The following is a 20245-nucleotide window of genomic DNA, read 5'->3' on the forward strand; positions in this document are numbered from 1 at the left end:
AGGCGAAGGGAGCCTGCCGGGACCTCCCTTCGCCTCGCCCGAGGAGGGCTCGGTCAGAGGGCGCGCAGCGCGGCCAGGAGCCGGTCGATGTGCTCGGGGGTGCTCCCGAGGCCGGCGCTGATCCGCACGGCGCTGTCCTGCTCGTGCTCCGAGAGCAGGTCGTCGACGAGCAGGTGGGCGCAGAACTTGCCGTCCCGCACGCCGATGCCGTGGTCGTCGCCGAGGATGCGCGCGACCTCACCGCTGTCGTACCCGTCGACGGTGATCGACGCGACGGGAGCGCCGTCCCCACCACCGAAGAGGGTGTGCACGTGCACGCCCTCGATCCCGGCGAGGCCCGCGAGGAGTCGGATGCGCAGTGCCTGCTCGTGGTCGACGATGGCCCGCTCGTGCTCGGCGATGATCTCGCAGGCCGTGGCCAGCGCGACGGCGCCGAGGACGTTGGGGGAGCCGGCCTCGTGGCGGGCCGGGCCGCAGGCCCACTCGGTCGTGTCGGGCCCGACGTGGGCCGACGCGCCGCCGCCGGCGAGGTAGGGGTCGGCGGCGTCGAGCCAGTCCCTGCGGCCGACGAGCACCCCGGCGCCGAAGGGGGCGTAGATCTTGTGACCGCTGAAGGCGACCCAGTCGATGCCGAGGGCCTCGATGTCGACCCGGCGGTGGGGCGCGACCTGGGCGGCGTCGAGGGCGAAGCGGGCGCCGTGCTGGCGGGCCAGCGCCGAGAGCCGCTCGATCGGCCAGTGCTCACCGGTGACATTGGAGGCGCCGGTCGCGACGACCAGTCGGTGCTCGGCAGGGTGGTTGCGCAGGGCCTGGTCGAGCAGGTCGACGGCCTCGTCGTGGCTGTGCGGCACCGGCAGGCGCAGCGCATCGCCCCACGGGAGCAGCGCGGCGTGGTGCTCGGAGGCGAAGACGAAGACCTTGGTCCCCTCGGGCAGTGCCCGCGCCAGCAGGTTGAAGGAGTCGGTCGTGTTGCGGGTGAAGACGACCTGGTCGTCCTCGCGCGCCCCGACGAAGTCGGCGACGCTCTCGCGGGCCTGCTCGTAGCGTGAGCTGGTCACGCGCGAGGCGAAGCCTGCGCCGCGGTGCACGGAGGAGTAGGTCACCGCAGCGGCGGCCACCTCCTGGGCGACGGCGGCGAAGGCGGGCGTGGTGGCGCCGTGGTCGAGGTGGGCGTACTCGACGACCGAGCCGTCCTTGTCGCGGTAGCTCAGCCCGGCGGAGACGAGCTCGGGCAGGAGGGTGGTGGTGTGCACATCGGAAACGGTCATGACAGTGCTCCTGGGTCCTGTGGACCCGAGCGTCGCCACGGGTCCGCGCTTGCCGGGCAACTGGTCGTCGCCGGCCAGGTCGTCACCCGGAGCACCCCACCGCGGAAGGAGGGTTGCCGACCAGCTAGCCGGGGCTTGTCGCTGGTACTCGTGACCTTGGGTCAGGACAGTAGCGCACCGGTTCGGGGGGCTGTCGAGCGCTCACCGAGGTCGTCTCGCAACGTGGGACATCAGGCCAGGGCGATGGCCAGGACCGCGCCGGCGACGAGCCAGGGGCCGAAGGCCAGCTGCGTCGAGCGGGTCGCCCGCCGGGCGAGCAGCAGTGCGAGAGCGACGATCCCGCCGAGGACGAAGCCCAACCAGATCCCCACGACGAGCTGCGCCCACCCCAGCCACGCCAGGGTCGGGGCGATCGAGACGAGCAGCTTGGCGTCGCCCATGCCGATGGATCGGCCGTGGAGGAAGAAGGCCAGGAGGATTGCCACGCCGCCGACCAGGACCGCTGCGACGGTGGCCCTGGCCAGAGCACCCCAGTCGCCGGTCGCGGCGGAGGCTCCGGTGAGCAGGACCGCGGCGACCGGGACGAGCGGCACGGTGAGCGCGTTGGGCAGGCGGTGGACGTCGGCGTCGACTGCCGCGAGGACCAGGCCGACGAGGCCGAGGGTCAGGGGGGCGAGCAGCACCGGCCAGGGGCGGTCCGTCAGCGAGCGCTCCACGGCCAGCCCGACGAAGGGAGCGAGCGCCGGGACCCAGAGATGGCGGGGGAGGGGACCCCCTTCGCCCGGTCGTCGGTAGGTGCCGGCGCGCAACCACTGCCACCCGACGAGACCGCAGGCGAGCGCCGCGAGCACGACGAGCGGGGTGCGGGGGTCCATGCGGCGACGCTACTGGGCGCACGAGCCGCGCGCCGACGGATACCCACAGGTTGGCCCTGTTGCGCGTGTGACGCGTGTGTCAGGGGTGGCTTTCGCCTACCCTGCGGAACATGGCCACTCGTCCGTCGACCACCTCGCGCAGCACCAAGGGCGCCTCGTCGCGCCCCAAGGGCAGCACCCGCCCAGCGGGTCGCAAGGCCCCTGCCAAGACCGCTGCCAAGGGGAAGACCTCCGCCTCCCGCACCTCATCGGCTTCAGGGGGCGGCCTGCCCCTGCCACTGGCCGCGGTGCACAAGACCTGGATGGGCGTCGCCCACGCGACCGGCTCGGGAGTGCGGCGGATCGGCCACAGCGCCAGCCAGATCGAGCCTGAGCACCGCCGCGACGGGTGGGGCTTCCTCGCCCTCGCGCTGGCGCTCGTCGTGGCCGTGCGCGAGTGGTGGGGCCTGTCGGGCACCTTCGGTGACATCGTGCACGCCGTCTTCGCCGGCACCTTCGGTCGGGTGGCCTACGCCCTGCCCATCGTCCTGCTCCTCCTCGGCGTGCGTCTGCTCCGCTCCGAGGGCGACTCCGCAGCCGACGCCCGCCTGGGGTTCGGCGCGATCATGGGCCTCTTCGCCGCCTCCGGGCTGACCCACATCGCCAAGGACATCCCGCAGCCGCCCGACGGCGCCGGTCCGATGCGCGACGCCGGTGGCATCTTCGGCTTCCTCGCCTCCGACCCGCTGGCCACCGCGGTCACGCCGTGGCCGGCCACCATCCTGCTCGTCCTGCTGGGGCTCTTCAGCCTCCTGCTCCTCACGGGGACCCCGCTGCACGAGGTCCCGCAGCGCCTGGCCTACGTGCGGGCAGCCTTCACCGGAGAGGTTCCGAGCCACGTGACCTCGGCCGAGGTCGACGCGCGCCAGGACGCGCCCAAGGCCGCGGTCACCCGGGCCCGCCGGCGCCGGGTCATCGACCCCGCCGACGACGCGCTCTCGGGCGAGCGTGACGGCGACACCGCCTTCGACCAGGCCGCGGTCGTGCAGCCGGTCGGCAGGGGCCGCAAGCGCCGCGGCGCCGCCGACGCAGGCTCCACCACGGCGGCGACCGCGGAGGTCGACGAGAGCGCCGAGACCGCGCAGGCGGAGGCGGGCGGTCCCCGCCCGGGAGAGAAGCGACCGACCAAGAACCCCGTCGTCGCCCCGATCAAGCCGACCGACAAGACGGTCCTCGAGGCACCGCCGACGACGCAGCTGCCGCAGCGGGTCGAGCAGCTGGCCCTCGCGGGGGACGTCACCTACACCCTCCCCGACAGCAGCCACCTCAAGCCGGGGGCTCCGCACAAGGAGCGCTCGGCGGCCAACGACAAGGTCGTCGAGGCCCTCACCAACACGCTGGACGAGTTCGGCATCGACGCCCACGTCACCGGCTTCCACCGCGGACCGACCGTCACCCGCTACGTCGTCGAGCTCGGCCCGGGTGTCAAGGTCGAGCGGGTCACCGCGCTGTCCAAGAACATCGCCTACGCCGTCGCCTCGGCGGACGTGCGCATCCTCAGCCCGATCCCGGGCAAGTCCGCCATCGGCATCGAGATCCCCAATGCCGACAAGGAGATGGTCTGCCTCGGCGACGTGCTGCGCTCGGACGTCTCGCGCAACAACGAGCACCCGATGGTCATGGGTGTCGGCAAGGACGTCGAGGGCGGCTACGTCATCGCCAACCTGGCCAAGATGCCCCACCTCCTCGTGGCCGGCGCCACCGGCTCGGGCAAGTCCTCCTTCGTCAACTCGATGATCACCTCGATACTCATGCGCTCCACGCCCGACGAGGTGCGCATGGTGCTCGTCGACCCCAAGCGCGTGGAGCTGACGGCCTACGAGGGCATCCCGCACCTCATCACCCCGATCATCACCAACGCCAAGAAGGCCGCCGAGGCGCTGCAGTGGGTCGTGCGCGAGATGGACATGCGCTACGACGACCTCGCCAGCTCCGGCTACAAGCACGTCGACGACTACAACAAGGCCGTCCGGGCGGGCAAGGTACAGCCGATCCCGGGCAGCGAGCGGGTCATCCAGCCCTACCCCTACCTGCTGGTGATCGTCGACGAGCTCGCCGACCTGATGATGGTCGCCCCGCGCGATGTCGAGGACTCGATCGTGCGCATCACCCAGCTGGCCCGTGCGGCCGGCATCCACCTGGTGCTGGCGACCCAGCGCCCGTCCGTGGACGTCGTGACCGGTCTGATCAAGGCCAACGTGCCCTCGCGGATGGCCTTCGCGACCTCCTCGCTCGCCGACTCCCGGGTCGTCCTCGACCAGCCGGGCGCGGAGAAGCTGCTCGGCCAGGGTGACGCGCTCTTCCTGCCGATGGGCAAGTCCAAGCCGATGCGTGTCCAGGGCGCATGGGTCACCGAGTCCGAGATCGAGGACGTCGTCGCGCACGTGACCGGCCAGCTCAAGCCGGTCTACCGCGAGGACGTGGCCCCGGTGGAGGCACCCAAGAAGCACATCGACGAGGACATCGGTGACGACCTCGACGTGCTGCTGCAGGCGACCGAGCTCGTCGTCACGACGCAGTTCGGCTCGACGTCGATGCTCCAGCGCAAGCTGCGGGTCGGCTTCGCCAAGGCCGGGCGCCTCATGGACCTGCTCGAGTCGCGCGGCGTCGTCGGCCCCTCCGAGGGGTCCAAGGCCCGCGACGTGCTCATCACGCCCGAGGAGCTCCCGACCACCCTCGCCCTGATGAAGGGGGAGGAGCCGCCGCCCCTCGAGGAGCCCACGGCCGAGGCCGAGGACGACGAGCCGATCGAGTCGGTCGACGCCGCACCGCCGGTGCCGGTCACCGACGACACCGCAGTCATCGACGTGCGCACGGGGCCACCCGCGCAGCCCTACAACCGTTACCCCGAGGACCCGATCGGGACCGAGGTGGTCGAGGAGTGGAGCGAGGACGACGACGAGGACGCCTGGTCGCTCACTGACCGGGGCTGATCTCCCCGGCCTCCACGACACCCGCCTCGACCAGCTCGGCGTGCACGTCGTCGACGAAGGCCAGCACCTCGGTGCTGCCCTGCACCGGACCACCTGCCAGCAGGCCGTCACCACCCAGCAGCACCGCGCCGGGGGTGCCGATGCCGAAGATCCGCGCCAGGGTCGCCTGCGGGTCGTGCAGGATGCGCTCGGCCAGGTGCGGCACCGCGGCCAGCGTCGTCTCGAGCGGTAGCGACACGACGGCTCGCACCGCCACCGGGCCGAGCAGCTCGTCCCACGCGGGGATCCGCTCGATCGGCGTCGCGCAGGGCCCACAGCCGGGGGAGACGAAGACGAGCATCGTCGCGCCGTTGCTCACCAGGGAGCGCAGCGACAGGGACTGGCCGGTCTCGTCCTCGAGCGCGGCGTAGGGCAGGGGCTGGCGGGCGTAATCCACGATCTCGCCCTCGGCAGCGTCGTCGGTGGCGATGGGGGACGCGAGGGGCCCTCCCTTCGTCCCGCCGAAGGTCACGACGACCACGGCGACCGTCAGCACCACGAGCGCCAGCCACAGCCAGGTCTCGGCCCGGGCCGTCGCGAGCCGCACGACGACGGAGTCCGGTGCGGTGGCCGACCAGACGGCGAGCAGCGCCAGGACGACGAGCAGGACATTGCGCACGGCCGTGCGTCGGGTGACCTCGCCCAGTCCCAGCCGACCGAAGCAGCTGCAGGTGACCGGGTAGCCGAAGCCCAGCGCCCGCACGATCACCACGAGGTAGGAGACGAAGAGCGCCAGCGCCACGACCGCGACCACCACGGCGAAGGGGGCCGGGACCGCCAGCAGGGCGAGGGCCAGGACGATCTCGGCCCACGGCAGGACCCGCGGGGCGGGGCTGTCGGTGAGCAGTCCGGGCAGGCGCAGCTGGCTGAAGGCGCTGCGCGTCTCCTCGGGGTGACGCACCTTGGCGGCACCACTGATCAGCAGGAGGACCGCGATGAGCAGCGGCGGGAGGATGAGGGGGCTGTCGGGCACGGTGCGAGTCTAGGGTTGCCCCATGACGAAGGCCTGGTACGAGCTGGACAGCCGCCCGACCGGAACCCGGTACTGGGCCGCGGTCGTCCGCAAGCAACCGTCGGCGATCCTCGTGAGCATCCAGCTCCTGGCGATCCTGCTGCTCCCGTGGGTGGAGTCCGCGTACTGGGGTCGGGCGGTCATCACCAGCCTGTCCCTCGTCGCCGTGACCTTCGGGATCTGGGTCGTGCGCTCCACCCCGGGACTGACCTGGCTGGCCCTGCTCATCGGCCTGCCCGCCTTCATCTTCGAGGTCTGGTCGGTGATCGACGAGGACAACACCGCCGTGGCCTTCCTCGCCTACTTCTTGCTCGCCATCTTCTACATGTACGTCGCCTACGGCCTCGTGGCCTACATGTTCGCCGACTCGTGGGTGACCAAGGACGAGATGTTCGCCGTCGGGGCGGCCTTCACCGTCCTCCTCTTCGCCTTCGCCTACCTCTACGGGGCGATCCAGACGCTGGCCCCCGGCTCCTTCGTCGGCTTCGCGCCGGGGGAGCACCGCAGCTTCCTGGAGCTGTTGTCCTTCTCGGCGGCCAACCTGGCCGGTGTCGGGCTGTCGGACATCGCGGCCGTCGAGCCGCAGGCACGAGCCGCTGTGATCCTCGAGCAGCTCGGTGGGGCCCTCTACGTCGCCATGGTCATCTCCCGTCTCGTGGCCATGGCCGTGATGCGTTCGCGCAACTGACCCGGCCCGCCGGTGGCCGACGGACCTGCGTCGGCCGCCTAGAGTGGGGGCATGTCCGTCCCCTCCCGCAGCGTCGCCCTCGTCACCCTGGGCTGTACCCGTAACGACGTGGACTCCGAGGAGCTCGCCGGCCGCCTGTCCGCCGAGGGTTGGACCCTCGTCGACGATGCTGCGCAGGCCGATGTCGCCGTCGTCAACACCTGCGGCTTCATCGAGCAGGCCAAGAAGGACTCGATCGACGCGATCCTCGAGGCGAGTGACCTGCGCGAGCACGGCAGGACGCAGAAGGTCGTGGCCGTCGGCTGCCTCGCGGAGCGCTACGGCAAGGAGCTGGCCGACGAGCTGCCCGAGGCCGACGCCGTGCTCGGCTTCGACTCCTACGCCGACATGTCCAGCCACCTGCGCGCCGTCCTCGACGGTCACGCACCCGAGGCGCACACGCCCGGCGACCGTCGCAAGCTGCTGCCCATCTCCCCGGTCGACCGCGACGCCAGCGACGTCGCCCTCCCGGGGCACAACACGGGCGGCGACCTGCCCCGGGCCCGGCTCGACGACCGGCCCTGGGCCCCGCTCAAGATCGCCTCGGGCTGCGACCGCCGCTGCTCCTTCTGCGCCATCCCGACCTTCCGCGGGGCCTTCGTCTCACGTCGCCCGAGCGATGTCGTGGCCGAAGGGAGGTGGCTCGCCTCCCAGGGGGTGCGCGAGCTCTTCCTCGTCAGCGAGAACTCCACGTCCTACGGCAAGGACCTCGGCGACCTCGACCTGATGGAGGCGCTGCTGCCCGAGCTGGTGGCCATCGAGGGCGTCGAGCGGGTGCGGGTGTCCTACCTGCAGCCCGCCGAGATCCGTCCCGGGCTGCTGCGGGCCATGGCGAGCATCCCCGGGGTCGTCCCGTGGTACGACATCTCCTTCCAGCACGCGTCGGGGCCGCTCCTGCGCCGGATGCGGCGCTTCGGCGACACCGACGCCTTCCTCTCGCTCATCGACGGCATCCGTGAGCGCCAGCCTGAGGCCGGTATCCGCTCCAATGTCATCCTCGGCTTCCCCGGCGAGACCGAGGCCGATGTCGACGAGCTCGAGCGCTTCCTCCTCGCCGCCCGCCTCGACGTCGTGGGCGTCTTCGGGTACTCCGACGAGGACGGCACCGAGGGCGAGCTGCTCGACGGCAAGATCGACGCGGACACCATCGCCGAGCGCGTCGAGCGCATCCGGGACCTCGTCGAGGAGCTGACCGCCCAGCGCGCCGAGGAGCGCATCGGCGAGGTCCTGCAGGTCCTCGTCGAGGAGGTCGACGCGGAGACCGGCGAGATGAGCGGCCGGGCCGAGCACCAGGGACCCGACGTCGACGGGGTCACGCTGCTCGCCGGTGACCTCTCCGGGGTCGAGGTGGGTGCGCTCGTCACCGCGGTGGTGGTCGGCACCGAAGGCATCGACCTCGTCGCAGAGGTCAACCGGTGAGCACCCAGGACTCCGACGGCATCTCCATGCCCGTCCCCGAGCCGAGCCCGTGGAACCTGCCCAACGCCCTGACGGTGATGCGCATCCTCCTCGTCCCGGTCTTCGTGTGGCTCGTCCTGAGCGACGGCGGCCAGGACACCGGCACCCGCTGGTGGGCATGGGGCGTCTTCGCCGTCGCGATCATCACCGACCGCATCGACGGGGACATCGCGCGGGCCAAGGGACTGGTCACGACCTTCGGCAAGGTCGCCGACCCCATCGCCGACAAGGCGCTCACGGGCGCCGGCTTCATCACCTTGTCGATGATCGACGAGATCCCGTGGTGGATCACCGTGGTCATCATCGCCCGCGAGCTCGGCATCACGGCCATGCGCTTCTGGGTCATCCGGCACGGCGTCATGCCCGCCAGCCGCGGGGGCAAGATCAAGACCTTCCTCCAGGCCCTGGCGATCGGCCTCTTCGTCATCCCGCTGGACACCCTGCCGCTCGAGTGGCTCTGGCGCGGCCTGGCGTGGGCCATCCTGATCGCGGCCCTCGTGGTCACGATCGCCACGGCGGCCGACTACGTCATGAAGGCACTGACCCTGCGCTCGACGAGCGACCGCGCCCGGCTGAAGCGAGAGCGCAAGGCCGCGCGTGAGCGCTGACGCCGCAGCACTGCTCGCCCTCCTCGCCGAGCGGGGATGGACGCTCGCGACCGCGGAGTCGCTCACCGGTGGCCTCGTCGCCGCGACGCTCGTCGAGGTGCCCGGCGCGTCGCGGGTCTTCACCGGCTCCGTGGTCGCCTACGACCCCGCGATCAAGATCTCGCTCCTCGACGTCGATCCCGACCTGGTCGAGCGGGTCGGCACCGTCGACGAGCAGGTCGTCACCCAGATGGCGAAGGGGGCACAGCGTCGCCTCGGCGTGGACGTCGCCGTCGCGACGACCGGCGTGGCCGGTCCCGGCCCCAGCGAGGGACATCCCGCGGGGACCGTGTGGCTGGCCTGCGCGACGCCGTCAGGAATCACGACCCGTCGGCTGGCGTTGACCGGAGGGCGAGCGACCGTGCGTGTCGCAGCCGTGGTCGCGGTGATCGACCTCGCTCACGGGGCCGTCATGGGCGCGTCCTGACCCTGTGCGGGACTCCTCCTGACGGTTGACGGTGGAGCGTTGTACCGTGGTGCCAGACGACGAGGCAAGGAGGTGGACCTGATGGTGTTGCTACGCGAGGAGCTCGGAGACGTGCTGCGTGACGCACGCCGTGGGCAGGGGCGCACCCTGCGCGACATCTCCGCCAGGGCCTCGGTCTCCCTGGGCTACCTGAGTGAGATCGAGCGCGGCGAAAAAGAGGCCAGCTCCGAGCTGCTCGCCTCGATCTGCTCCGCCCTCGACATGCCGCTGTCGATCGTCTTCACCGAGGTCGCCCACCGGGCCCGCAGGGTCGAGCGCGCGAGCGCGCCCGTCACCCTGCCCGTGCCCACCCGGTCCGAGGACGTCGTCTCCGCCGCCTGAGTTGTCGGCCGAGCCCCACCCCGCCTCGCCTCACATCACTTCCCGTCACACCCGCATCCCCGGCACCGCATCTCCTTGAGGTCATGCGCAGGTGGGGCGCATCTCCTTAAGGTCGTGCGCGTCGACGTGCACCCAGCGGGGCCTGTGGCCGTCCGTCGTCCGTGGGGGCGAGACCGCCCTGGCACTGCGGGCAGGAGAAGAAGACCCGGTCCGGACCCAGCCGGCCCAGCGGAGCCACTCGCACGGTCTCGCCGCAGCGCCGGCAGGGACGACCGGAGCGAGCGTGGACCCACGAGCGCGCATCGTTGCGCAGGATGCCGGTCGAGGACTGGATCGCATGCTCCCGACCGCGCAGCATGAGCTCGTGGACCCGCGCGACGAGGGCATCGGCCTCCTCCGGTGACAGGGCGCTCGCCTCGCGCCAGGGGTGCAGTCGCTGCACGAAGAGCGCCTCGCTCGCCCAGAACGTCCCGACCCCGGCCAGGACCCGCTGGTCGAGGAGTGCCGCGGCAATCGAGGTGCCGGCGCTCGACCCGAGGATGCGTCGGGCCGCGTCGGCCGGGTCCCAGTCGGCGCCCAGCACGTCCGGGCCGAGGTGACCGACGAGCAGGTGCTCGTCGGTGCGGCGCACGACGTCGAGCTCGCCCAGTCGCAGCCCGAGGGTGGTCCAGTCGTCGTTGCCGATCGCAGCGCGCAGGTCGGGTCGTCGCAGGGCGCGGGCGGCTGCGTCCGACCCGGCGGCCTCGACCCGCCACGACCCCTCCATGCGCAGGTGCGTGTGGAGGGTCCATCCCGAGTCGAGTCGGTGGAGCAGGTGCTTGCCGCGCGGCACCACCTCGTCGACGACGGCGCCGCGCAGGGGCGCCTCGTCGACCTCGCCCCACCGGATGTCCACGAGCGTCGCCGGCCGCCCGGCCAGGGCGGCGTGGAGCCGCTGCGCGGTGCGCCAGACGGTGTCTCCCTCGGGCACCGGTCAGCCCCGCCCGCCGGGCCGAAGTCGCAGGCCGCGGGGCGTCATCGTGAAGCCCGCACCGGTCAGGGCCTGGGCGAGCGGGTCGTCGGACCCGAGCACGGGGGCGCCATCGGCGCGCTGCACCGTCAGGCGCCCGAGCGCCCCACGGTGGACGGCGTCGGCGAGACCACGCGCGGCCAGGGACAGCGAGTCCTCGTCGCTCTCCCAGGAGAGCAGGGTGCGACCACCTCGCTCGACATAGAGGACGAGCTGCCCGTCGACGGCGACGACGAGTGCGCCGGCCTTGCGCCCGGGTTGGTGCCCCGAGTCCCGCTCGGGCCAGCGCAGCGCGGCCCCCCACGGGTTGGCCGGGTCCGTGGCCGCCAGGACCACGGCACCCTCGGGCGCGCGGGACGAGCGCACCTCGTCGACTGCGCCGGGGACGGCGAACTGCGAGGCGCCCAGACCCTCGATGAAGTACCCGCGTCGCACCTGACCGGCTTCCTCGGCGGCGCCGAGCACCCGGTGGACGGCGGCGAACCCGCCCTGGACCTCCTCGGCGACGACGGCCCCGCGCGTCACGACGCCGTGGCGGTCGAGCAGCCCCTCTGCCGTGGCGTGGAGCCGGAGGGTGGGGTCGGTCTCTGCGGCCGGGAGCACCGACCATCGTCCGGCCGCACGTGGGGGTCCGCTGCGCTGCGGCAGGCTGGCGCGGCCCAGCCTCGGTCGACCGCCGTAGCGACCGCGGGCAGCCGGCCGCCGTTGCGGCTTGTGGGCCGTCCGCCCGCCGGCGAGCAACCCGCGCACCGGGGCGAGTGTGTCCCCGGTGACGAGTCCCCGGTGGGCCAGCGACCACAGGACGTCGGCGAGCGCGTCGTCGTCGACGGGGTCCTGGCCCTCGACCCGATCGCGGGCGACGGCGTCGGACAGGTCGCGGAAGAAGTAGGCGCCGCCGCCCGAGAGGGCCGCGAGCACCCGTGCCTCCACGTCGGTCAGGTCCGTGGTGTCGGCGGCCGGCAGTGTCGTCTCGGCTCCGTCGGCGAGGTGCAGGCTGATCCACGCGTCGTCGCCGGGGAGGCTGCCGTGACCTGCCCACAGCACCTGGCCGGTCGCCATGAGGTCGTCCAGCAGTGGGCCGACGGTGTCGTCGATGCGGGCCGGCAGGACGAGTGACTCCAAGGCGCTGGCCGGCACACGCACGCCGCTCAGCTGCTCGACGACCCGCAGCACGCCGTCGCGGCCGCGCATGCGGGTCCCGACTCCCTGCCAGGCCGGCAGGAAGCGCGCGTACTGGCGAGGCTCGACGGGCTCGACCTCGTGCCGTAGTGCAGCCAGAGAGCGCCGGCGCAGGGTGCGCAGCACCTCGGCGTCGCAGAACTCCCCGCCGCGCCCGCCGCACTCGACGGGCAGCAGGTCGCCCTCGACGAGGCGCCCGGTCTGCACCAGACGGCGCAGCGCGTCGGTGGCGACCGCACGACCGATGCCGTAGTGCGCGGCCAGGTCGGTCGCGGCGAAGGGGACGTGGGTGCGGGCGTAGCGGCTGGTGAGCTCGCCGAGGGGGTCACCCGACGGTGCGAGCATCGAGTCCGCGAGTCCCTGCGGCAGGCTCACGCCGAGGGCGTCGCGCAGCCGGGCGCCGTCCTCGGTGCTCGCCCAGCGGTCCTCGCCGGCCACCCTGACGGGGATGACCTGGCGACTCGCCTCGAGGTCGGTGAGCGCGGCGCGGACCGCGGCCTCGTCGAGCCGGCTGCGCCGGTCGAGCTCGGGGACGCCGAGCGGTCCGAGGACCCGCAGCAGGTCGAGCAGGTCCTCACCGTCGCGGGCGGCACGCTCGGGGGTCAGGCACTGCAGCTCGGCGGCGGTGCGCTCCACGGCGGCGGGGTCGAGCAGGTCCGCGAGGGCCAGCTGCTCGCCGCGGCCCAGCAGGTCGGCGAGCAGGCTCGGGTCGAGGGTCAGCGCGGCGGCCCGTCGCTCGGCGAGAGGGGAGTCGCCCTCGTAGAGGAACTGAGCGACATAGCCGAACATCAACGACGCGGCGAAGGGGGAGGGGCGCTGGCTCTCGACGTCGACGAGGGTGACCCGCCGTCCTGCGATGTGGGTCATCAGCTGGGTGAGGGCGGGGACGTCGAAGACGTCCTGCAGGCACTCGCGCACGGCCTCCAGGACGATCGGGAAGTCGGAGTGGCCGCTCGCCACCTGGAGCAGCGCGGCGGACCGCTGGCGCTGCTGCCACAGCGGTTGTCGTCGGTCGGGGCGACGTCGGGGGAGCAGCAGAGCACGTGCTGCGCACTCGCGGAAGCGCGCGGCGAAGAGCGCCGATCCGCCGATCTCCTCGGTGACGGCCCTCTCGACGTCGGCCGGGTCGAGGGTGATCAGGTCGAGGACCTCGGCGAAGCCGGTGGGGTCCAGCTCGAGGTCCGGCAGCCGCAGCACGATCCCGTCGTCACCGTGCATCGCCTGCACGTCGATGCCGAAGTGCTGGCGCATGCGGCCGGCGATGGCCAGCGCCCACGGGGCGTGGACCTGCGCGCCGAAGGGCGAGTGCAGGGCGACCCGCCAGTCGCCGATCTCGTCGCGGAAGCGCTCGACGACGATCGTGCGGTCGTCGGGCAGGTGACCGGTGGCGGTGCGCTGCTCCTCGAGGTAGGCGAGCAGGTTGTCGCGGGCCCAATCGTCGAGGCCGGCCTGCTCGAGGCGCGCGTGGGCTCCCTTCGCCGGCAGTGCGCCGACCTCGCGGACGAAGGCGCCGACCGCGGCGCCCAGCTCGGCCGGTCGCCCCAGCTGGTCGCCGTGCCAGAAGGGCAGTCGGCCGGGCTGACCGGGGGCGGGCGTGACGAGGACCTGGTCGTGGGTGATGTCCTCGATGCGCCAGCTGCTCGTGCCGAGGGTGAAGACGTCACCGACGCGGGACTCGTAGACCATCTCCTCGTCGAGCTCGCCGACCCGTCGTCCGGGACCGTCGCCGGAGGCGAGGAAGACGCCGTAGAGCCCGCGGTCAGGGATGGTCCCGCCGCTCGTCACCGCGAGCCGCTGCGCCCCACGCCGGCCGACGATCGTGCCGGCGACCCGGTCCCACGTGATGCGTGGTCGCAGCTCCGCGAAGTCCTCGGACGGGTAGCGCCCGGCCAGCATGTCGAGGGTCGCGTGCAGCAGCGTGCTCGGCAGGGAGGCGAAGGGGGCCGCCCGCCGCACGAGCGCCTCCACCTCCTCGACCTGCCAGTCGTCGAGGGCGCACATCGCGACGACCTGCTGGGCGAGCACGTCGAGCGGGTTGGCCGGGACGTGCATGGCCTCGATCTCGCCGGCGCGCATCCGCTCGACGACGACGGCCGACTGGACGAGGTCGCCGCGGAACTTGGGCAGCACGACGCCGTGGCTCACGGCGCCGACCTGGTGCCCGGCGCGACCGACGCGCTGCAGGCCCGAGGCCACCGAGGGCGGTGACTCGATCTGGATGACGAGGTCGATGGCGCCCATGTCGATGCCGAGCTCCAGGCTCGACGTCGCGACGACGCAGGGCAGGCGTCCGGCCTTGAGGTCCTCCTCGATGAGGGCCCGCTGCTCCTTGCTCACGGACCCGTGGTGGGCACGGGCGAGGACGGGCGGCGCACCGGTGGAGGTACCCGACTGGGCCATGATCTCTGCGGGCGGTCTGCCGGGGGTGGTCGCCCCGGTGGCCTCGACCGCTTCCGGCGGCGTCGTCCTCTCGGCGTGGATCTCGTTGAGCCGTCCGGTGAGGCGCTCGCCGAGGCGACGGGAGTTGACGAAGACGAGGGTCGATCGGTGCTGCTCGACGAGGTCGACGACCCGTTCCTCGACGTGCGGCCAGATCGACGCCCGGCGCTCCTCGCCGGCCGCCGCGCCGGAGAGGTCACCGGTCGACTCGCCGAGCTCGGTGAGGTCGGCGACGGGGACGACGACGTCGAGCTGCCACGACTTGGTCGAGGTGGGCTGGACGATCTCGACGGGTCGGCCGCCCGCGAGGAAGCGGGCGACCTCGTCGACCGGGCGGACCGTCGCGGACAGCCCGATGCGCTGGGCGGGGGAGTCGAGCAGCGCGTCGAGACGCTCCAGCGACAGCGCCAGGTGGGCACCGCGCTTGGTGCCCGCGAGGGCGTGGATCTCGTCGATGATGATCGTGTCGACCCCGCGGAGCGCGTCGCGCACCCCGGAGGTGAGCATGAGGAAGAGCGACTCCGGTGTCGTGATGAGGACGTCGGTCGGGGTCCTGGCGAAGGCGCGACGCTCGCTCGCCGGGGTGTCGCCCGAGCGGACCGAGACCGAGACCTGCGGCGCCGGGAGCCCCAGCCGGTCCGCGGCGTGGCCGATGCCCACGAGCGGTGCTCGCAGGTTGCGCTCGACGTCGACGGCCAGCGCCTTGAGCGGGGAGATGTAGAGGACCCGGCAGCGGGCCTTGGGGTCCTCGGGTCGGGGAGCCGAGGAGAGCCGGTCGAGGGCGGAGAGGAAGGCGGACAAGGTCTTGCCCGAGCCGGTCGGCGCGACGACTAGTGCATGACTGCCGGCGTTGATCGCGCTCCAGGCCCCCACCTGCGCAGGGGTGGGCGCGGCGAAGCTGTCGCGGAACCACGTCGCGGTCGCGGGGGAGAAGCTGTCGAGGACGTCTGTCATGGCAGCCCCAGCCTGCCACCGACCCCCGACACTGATGATGGAATCAGGGTCCGAGGGGTCGTGACTCACCCTCCGACTGGCGCCCTGTTGGGTTGCCTTCCAGTTGATCTGTCCGGCCCCTCGGGCTCGCCGCCGGCCGGGGCGGTCATGACCTGATAAGAGCTTGGCAGTTCCTCACCAGTGTCCTGTCTGACCGCCCACGGCCGACGTCACCCAGTCGACGACAGCCGAGAAGGGCGCTTCCAGCATGACAGCAGCAGCACCGACATACCCAGACCACGAAGCCGTGGAGGAGGTCGTCGGCGGCATCGACACCCACGCCGACACCATCCACGTGGCCGTGGTGACCGTTGTAGGGCGCGATGTCGCCGACGAAGAATTCCTCACCACGCTCGCCGGGTACCGCGCAGCGACCGACTTCCTTCAGGCCCATGGCGTGATCGAGCGTGTCGGGATCGAGGGCACCAGCTCCTACGGGGCAGGCATCGCCCGGGCCTGCGCCGCGGCCGGTATGGACGTGCGGGAAGTCCTGCGACCCGACAAGACCGTGCGCCGCAAACAAGGCAAGTCCGACCCCATCGACGCCTACCACGCAGCCCGCGCCGTGCTGTCGGGGCGATCGACCTCGGCGCCCAAGGACGAGAAGATCCTCGGTCTGCGCGCCCTGCACACCGCGCGACGCTCAGCCGTCAAGGCCCGCACCGCGACGATCCACCAGATCCAACAACTCCTGATCACCGCCCCCGACGGCATCCGGGAGAAGTACCGCGACCTGAACAACGCTCGACTGGTCGAGACACTCGCTCGCTGTCGCCCCAACCGGGATGACCTGGTCGGTGGCGCCGTGCTGCGAGCGATGAAAGACCTCGCCGCCCGCCACGCCTTCTTGGACGAGCAGGCCAGCGACCTCGAAGCCGACATCACGGCCATCGTCCGCACGCTCAACCCCGGCCTGCTCGGCGCCCACGGCGTCGGCCCGGACACCGCAGCACAACTGCTGATCACCGCCGGGGGCAACCCCGAACGCCTCAGCCACGAGGCGTCGTTCGCCGCGCTGTGTGGGACTGCGCCCGTACCCGCGTCCTCGGGCAAAACCAACCGCTACCGGCTGTCGCGAGGAGGAGACCGCGCGGCCAACAGCGCACTACACCGCATCGCTCTGGTGCGCATGGTCAGCCACGCCCAGACCCGCGGCTACGTCCAGCGACAACGCGACAAAGGCCGCTCCAGCAAGGAGATCCTGCGCCGCCTCAAGCGAGCCATCGCCCGCGAGATCTTCAAATACCTCACCCGGACCATCACCGTGCCCGCCATCGACGACCTACGACCGATGAGACAGGCCAAGAACATCACCTTGACCAGCGCCGCCCAACACTTCGGCGTCTGGCCCGCACGCATCTCCACCCTCGAACGAGGCACCAGACGAGACGACGACCTCGCCAACGCCTACCGCGCCTGGCTCACCGCCGCTTGACAATCAATAGGAGCATCAACCACGCCCTGACACTGGCTGAGGTGCGGGTCCCTCCGCGGCGAGCCTCGACGCCGAGGCTCCGAGGTTCAGCGCTTCAGGAGGTCCAGCACGTGGGCGATCTGGGTCGCGAGCGAGTCGACCTTGCCCAAACGCACATCTGTGGACAACCGTCAGCGGTGCCTGTCCGGCTCCAGCCTCAGCGTCATGAGCGTCGTCGCGAGCATGTCGTAGTGACCGACGAGCAGGAGCAGCTCGATCGCCTCGCGCTCGGTCGTCACCGAGCGCAGCCGCTCCCACTGCGCGTCGTCGAGGTCCTGGGTGCGCACGAGCACCTGCGCGCTCTCGCGCAGCACCGCCTCACGGGGGCTCAGGCTGTCGACGACGGTGTTGGCGAGGACCGCCTCGATCTCGGCAGTCGTCAGCCCGGCACGCCGGCCGAGCAGGCGGTGGTGCTCGCGCTCGTAGTCGCAGCCACGCTCGGTGGCGACGGTGAGGATGACCAGCTCGGACTCCCTTCGCTGCAGTGAGCCGAAGGGCATGAGCCGACCGGCGAAGTGCAGCCAGCCGGTGAACAGGCCCTTGGTCCGCCCGAGCGTCGTGAAGATCGCCGGCGGCTCGGTCCCCGTCACCCGACCGGCGGCGCGAGCGAAGCCCCAGCGGACCGGCCCGAGCTCGCGGAGGGTGCCCGGGGCGATCCGGGCCGTCACTTTGGCTGCTCCGTCGTGTACTCGACCTGCTCCGTGCGCGCGATCTCGAGGGACTCCACGAGGTGGGGCAGCGGCTTGAGCTCGACGACCCGCTGCGCGACATGACGAAGGGGGACGACCGGGCCGACCCAGGCCGGGGCCGTGATCCGACGGCTGCGCCGGGCGATGCCGCGCTCGAGGGCACGCAGGCCGGCCTCGATGGGCGCAACACCGCTGACGGTGCCGCCACCGGTCAGCTTCTTGCCGGCCGTCGTCGCGAAGCCGCGGCTGGTCATGTCGGTCTCCAGCTCGGAGTAGTAGGCCACGCCGACCTTGGCTCCGCTGGGCTTGATCTCCTGGCGAAGGGTGTTGCCGATCGCCTCCACCGCAGCCTTGCTCGCGCTGTAGGCCCCCAGGAGAGGGACGTGTACCGCGCCGCCGAGCGAGGAGGTCGCCATCGCGTAGCCGCTGGGGTGCGAGATGTGGGGACCCGTCGCGCGCAGGGTGTAGAAGACACCCAGGGTGTTGACCCGCAGGTGGGCCTCCATGACATCGGGCTGGCCGCCGATGATCGGCAGCTGCTTGGCCAGACCAGCGTTGGCGATGACGACATCGAGTCCGCCCAGCTCGGTGACCAGCTCCTCCACGGCCCGGTCGACCGCGTCGGGGTCGGAGACATCGCACTCTCGCCATGGGGCGTTGTTGCGGCGAGCGACCTCGGCCAGCAGCTCGGGCTCGAGGCCGGCGAGGGCGACACGAGCGCCGTGGGCGGTCAGGAGGTCGGCGATCCCGGCCCCGATGCCGCGCGCTGCCCCCGTGATGAGGACGCGACGGCCACGCAGGGCCGGGGTGTACTTGGGGCGAGGGGAGAGGGGCATTACCAGACGGTAACAACGAACGCAGTCGGTGGCGACCCCTCAGGACTCGTCGCGCAGCCCGTGCACGAGCAGCGCGAGCGCCGCCGTGTAGGTCGAGAGGATGACGCCGGACGAGATCGCCTGCGCCCGAGGCGTGCTCGCGAAGCGCTCCCCGACGATGATCGCGGCGTCGGAGACCAGGAAGAGGGCGCCGCCGAGGGCGATGGTGCGACCGTGGCGGGGTCTGCTCCCTTCGCCCATCGCCAGCGCGGACATCGAGCCGAGCAGCAGGCCGTACCCGGTGAGCACGGGGTCGGGGGCGCCGCCGTCGGCGTCGAGCACCGCGAGCCCGGCGAGCGTCGTCACCGCCATCGCGGTCGGGAGGCCTCGAGGCCTGGCGCCATCGGCGACGAGCAGGCCGATGAGGCCGGTCTGCTGCATGGCGAAGGCGCTCGCGCCCACGCGCATCAGCGAACGGGACGTCTGACCCTCGGAGCGGCTCGATCGGTACATGAACCAGTCGCCGACGGTCGACCCGGCCAGGGCGGCCAGCAGCGTCCCGGTCCTGGTGGGGGTCCGCTGGTCGCGTGTCGCCACCACCCCGGCTGCGAGCGTCGGAGCCAGGAGCACCTTGGTCGCGGCATGGGTGCGGTCGCGACCCGCGACGTCGGCCAGGGTCGTCGCGACAGCGAGCGGGACGTAGGCGAGCAGGTCAGCGCGTGAACGGATCGCTGGCAAGGCGCTCACGACGACTCCGGCTGCTGCTGGGTGATGCAGTGGATCCCCCCACCGCGGTCGAAGAGGGGGCGGGCGTCGACCGTGACGACCTCACGCCCGGGGTAAGCCTCACGCAGCACCTCGAGCGCGCGCTCGTCGTGCGGGTCGTCGAAGGAGCAGGCGACCACCCCGCCGTTGCACACGAGGTGGTTGACGTAGGACCAGTCGACCGGGCCCTCGTCGTCGGTGAGGGTCCGGGGCGCGGGGATGCGGGTGACCTCGAGGGAGCGGCCCGCGGAGTCGGTGGCGGCCAGCAGCAGGGCCTCGACCTCCCGGCTGACCGCGTGGTCGGGGTGCGACTCGTCCTCCTGCCAGTGCAGCAGCACGTGGCCGGGCTCGGTGAAGGTCGCGACGATGTCGACGTGCCCGCGTGTGCCGAACTCGCCGTAGTCGCGGGTCAGCCCACGCGGCAGCCAGATGAAGGTGTCGACGCCGAGGAGCCGTCCCATCTCGGACTCGATGTCGCCCTTCGTCGCTCCGGGGTTGCGGCCCGGGTCGAGCTGGACCGTCTCGGTGAGGAGGATGGTGCCCTCCCCGTCGACGTGCAGGCCACCCCCTTCGCCCACGATCGACGACGGGATGTGGTGGGCCCCCGCCGCATCCGCCACCTGCGAGGCGATCCGTGCGTCGAACCCCCAGGTGGCCCAGGCCTGCCCGCCCCAGCCGTTGAAGATCCAGTCGACCCCACCCAGCTCGCCGTCCGGGGCGAGGACGAAGGTCGGTCCGATGTCGCGCATCCACGCGTCGTCGAGGTCGGCGATGACGATGTCGATCGGGTGGCGCGTGTCGTTGCGGATGTACTCGCGGCACAGGTGGATGTCGTTGGGGGGCACGACGATCGTCACGGGCTCGAAGCGCGCGACGGCGCGCGCCACGTCCGTCCAGGTGCGCCGGGCGATCTCGGCATCGGCGGGGGTCTCGCCGAGCGTGTAGCCGTTGCTCGGCCACGCCATCCACGTGCGCTCGTGGTCGGCCCACTCGGCGGGCATCCGCCATTGGGTCGTCAGGCCCATCGGGCGCCCTCCTAGGTCGTCGTGGCTGCAGTATGCCGTCCCTCGCCGTCC

16 protein-coding genes and 1 riboswitch are annotated in these 20245 nt (G+C 72.2%); of the genes, 7 read left to right on the forward strand and 9 right to left on the reverse strand.

The features are described from left to right. Positions 1-53: 53 nt before the first annotated feature. Positions 54-1268 (reverse strand): aminotransferase class V-fold PLP-dependent enzyme, encoded by a 1215-nt coding sequence (locus EXU32_RS04380; RefSeq protein ID WP_130628805.1) that lies wholly within the window; start codon positions 1266-1268, stop codon positions 54-56. 40 nt (positions 1269-1308) lie between these two features. Next, positions 1309-1424, reverse strand: a riboswitch (SAM riboswitch). A 74-nt stretch (positions 1425-1498) separates the two neighbouring features. Further along, positions 1499-2143 carry a prepilin peptidase gene (locus tag EXU32_RS04385; protein WP_130628806.1) on the reverse strand — a complete coding sequence of 215 codons (645 nt, stop codon included), beginning with the start codon at positions 2141-2143 and terminating at the stop codon, positions 1499-1501. 110 nt (positions 2144-2253) lie between these two features. Here EXU32_RS04385 and EXU32_RS04390 point away from each other — a divergent pair, with 110 nt between their 5' ends. Next, the gene (locus EXU32_RS04390; protein ID WP_130628807.1) at positions 2254-5115 is read left to right on the forward strand and encodes a DNA translocase FtsK; all 2862 of its coding nucleotides are present in this window, start codon (positions 2254-2256) and stop codon (positions 5113-5115) included. On the opposite strand, the gene EXU32_RS04395 is transcribed toward EXU32_RS04390, so the two are convergent. Further along, the gene (locus EXU32_RS04395; protein WP_130628808.1) at positions 5099-6127 is read right to left on the reverse strand and encodes a TlpA family protein disulfide reductase; all 1029 of its coding nucleotides are present in this window, start codon (positions 6125-6127) and stop codon (positions 5099-5101) included. The two genes, EXU32_RS04390 and EXU32_RS04395, sit on opposite strands and share 17 nt — an antisense overlap. A gap of 22 nt (positions 6128-6149) precedes the next feature. On the opposite strand from EXU32_RS04395, the gene EXU32_RS04400 reads away from it, so the two are divergent. The 5 genes from EXU32_RS04400 to EXU32_RS04420 all read left to right on the forward strand — a co-directional run bounded on the left by EXU32_RS04400 (position 6150) and on the right by EXU32_RS04420 (position 9806). Beyond that, a complete protein-coding gene (locus tag EXU32_RS04400) occupies positions 6150-6854 on the forward strand; it encodes an ion channel (protein ID WP_130628809.1) in 705 nt (234 codons plus the stop codon). Between the two features lie 51 nt (positions 6855-6905). Then, a complete protein-coding gene (gene rimO / locus EXU32_RS04405) occupies positions 6906-8312 on the forward strand; it encodes a 30S ribosomal protein S12 methylthiotransferase RimO (RefSeq protein ID WP_130628810.1) in 1407 nt (468 codons plus the stop codon). Continuing rightward, positions 8309-8959 (forward strand): CDP-diacylglycerol--glycerol-3-phosphate 3-phosphatidyltransferase, encoded by a 651-nt coding sequence (gene pgsA, locus EXU32_RS04410; protein WP_431603047.1) that lies wholly within the window; start codon positions 8309-8311, stop codon positions 8957-8959. Before rimO ends, pgsA begins: the two co-directional genes overlap by 4 nt. Continuing rightward, positions 8949-9425, forward strand: coding sequence for a CinA family protein (locus EXU32_RS04415; RefSeq protein WP_130628811.1), 477 nt, complete (start codon positions 8949-8951; stop codon positions 9423-9425). Before pgsA ends, EXU32_RS04415 begins: the two co-directional genes overlap by 11 nt. A gap of 81 nt (positions 9426-9506) precedes the next feature. Beyond that, positions 9507-9806, forward strand: coding sequence for a helix-turn-helix domain-containing protein (locus EXU32_RS04420; protein ID WP_130628812.1), 300 nt, complete (start codon positions 9507-9509; stop codon positions 9804-9806). Between the two features lie 106 nt (positions 9807-9912). Here the strand turns inward: EXU32_RS04420 and EXU32_RS04425 are convergent, their stop codons facing one another. Together EXU32_RS04425 and EXU32_RS04430 are read right to left on the reverse strand one after the other, a co-directional pair. Beyond that, positions 9913-10776: an Fpg/Nei family DNA glycosylase gene (locus EXU32_RS04425; protein WP_130628813.1), complete on the reverse strand. Its 864-nt coding sequence runs from the start codon at positions 10774-10776 to the stop codon at positions 9913-9915. A gap of 3 nt (positions 10777-10779) precedes the next feature. Further along, entirely contained in the window at positions 10780-15387 is a 4608-nt protein-coding gene (locus EXU32_RS04430) for an ATP-dependent helicase (protein WP_130628814.1), read from the reverse strand. A 247-nt stretch (positions 15388-15634) separates the two neighbouring features. On the opposite strand from EXU32_RS04430, the gene EXU32_RS04435 reads away from it, so the two are divergent. After that, a complete protein-coding gene (locus EXU32_RS04435) occupies positions 15635-16861 on the forward strand; it encodes an IS110 family transposase (protein ID WP_130628815.1) in 1227 nt (408 codons plus the stop codon). 170 nt (positions 16862-17031) lie between these two features. Here EXU32_RS04435 and EXU32_RS04440 read toward each other — a convergent pair whose 3' ends face one another. Genes EXU32_RS04440 through EXU32_RS04455 form a run of 4 tightly spaced genes read right to left on the reverse strand, consistent with a single transcriptional unit; the run spans position 17032 to position 20194 of the window. Next, the gene (locus tag EXU32_RS04440) at positions 17032-17568 is read right to left on the reverse strand and encodes a carboxymuconolactone decarboxylase family protein (RefSeq protein WP_130628816.1); all 537 of its coding nucleotides are present in this window, start codon (positions 17566-17568) and stop codon (positions 17032-17034) included. Further along, positions 17565-18425: an SDR family NAD(P)-dependent oxidoreductase gene (locus EXU32_RS04445; RefSeq protein ID WP_130628817.1), complete on the reverse strand. Its 861-nt coding sequence runs from the start codon at positions 18423-18425 to the stop codon at positions 17565-17567. Before EXU32_RS04445 ends, EXU32_RS04440 begins: the two co-directional genes overlap by 4 nt. Positions 18426-18464: 39 nt before the next feature. Then, on the reverse strand, positions 18465-19151 hold the full coding sequence (locus EXU32_RS04450) for a lysoplasmalogenase family protein (RefSeq protein WP_130628818.1): 687 nt from the start codon (positions 19149-19151) through the stop codon (positions 18465-18467). After that, positions 19148-20194, reverse strand: a complete 1047-nt coding sequence (locus tag EXU32_RS04455; protein ID WP_242612880.1) for an agmatine deiminase family protein — start codon at positions 20192-20194, stop codon at positions 19148-19150. The genes EXU32_RS04450 and EXU32_RS04455 overlap by 4 nt, the downstream gene beginning before the upstream one ends. Between the last annotated feature and the right edge of the window lie 51 nt (positions 20195-20245).

This window comes from Janibacter limosus (assembly GCF_004295485.1).
GTDB classification, from domain to species: domain Bacteria; phylum Actinomycetota; class Actinomycetes; order Actinomycetales; family Dermatophilaceae; genus Janibacter; species Janibacter limosus_A.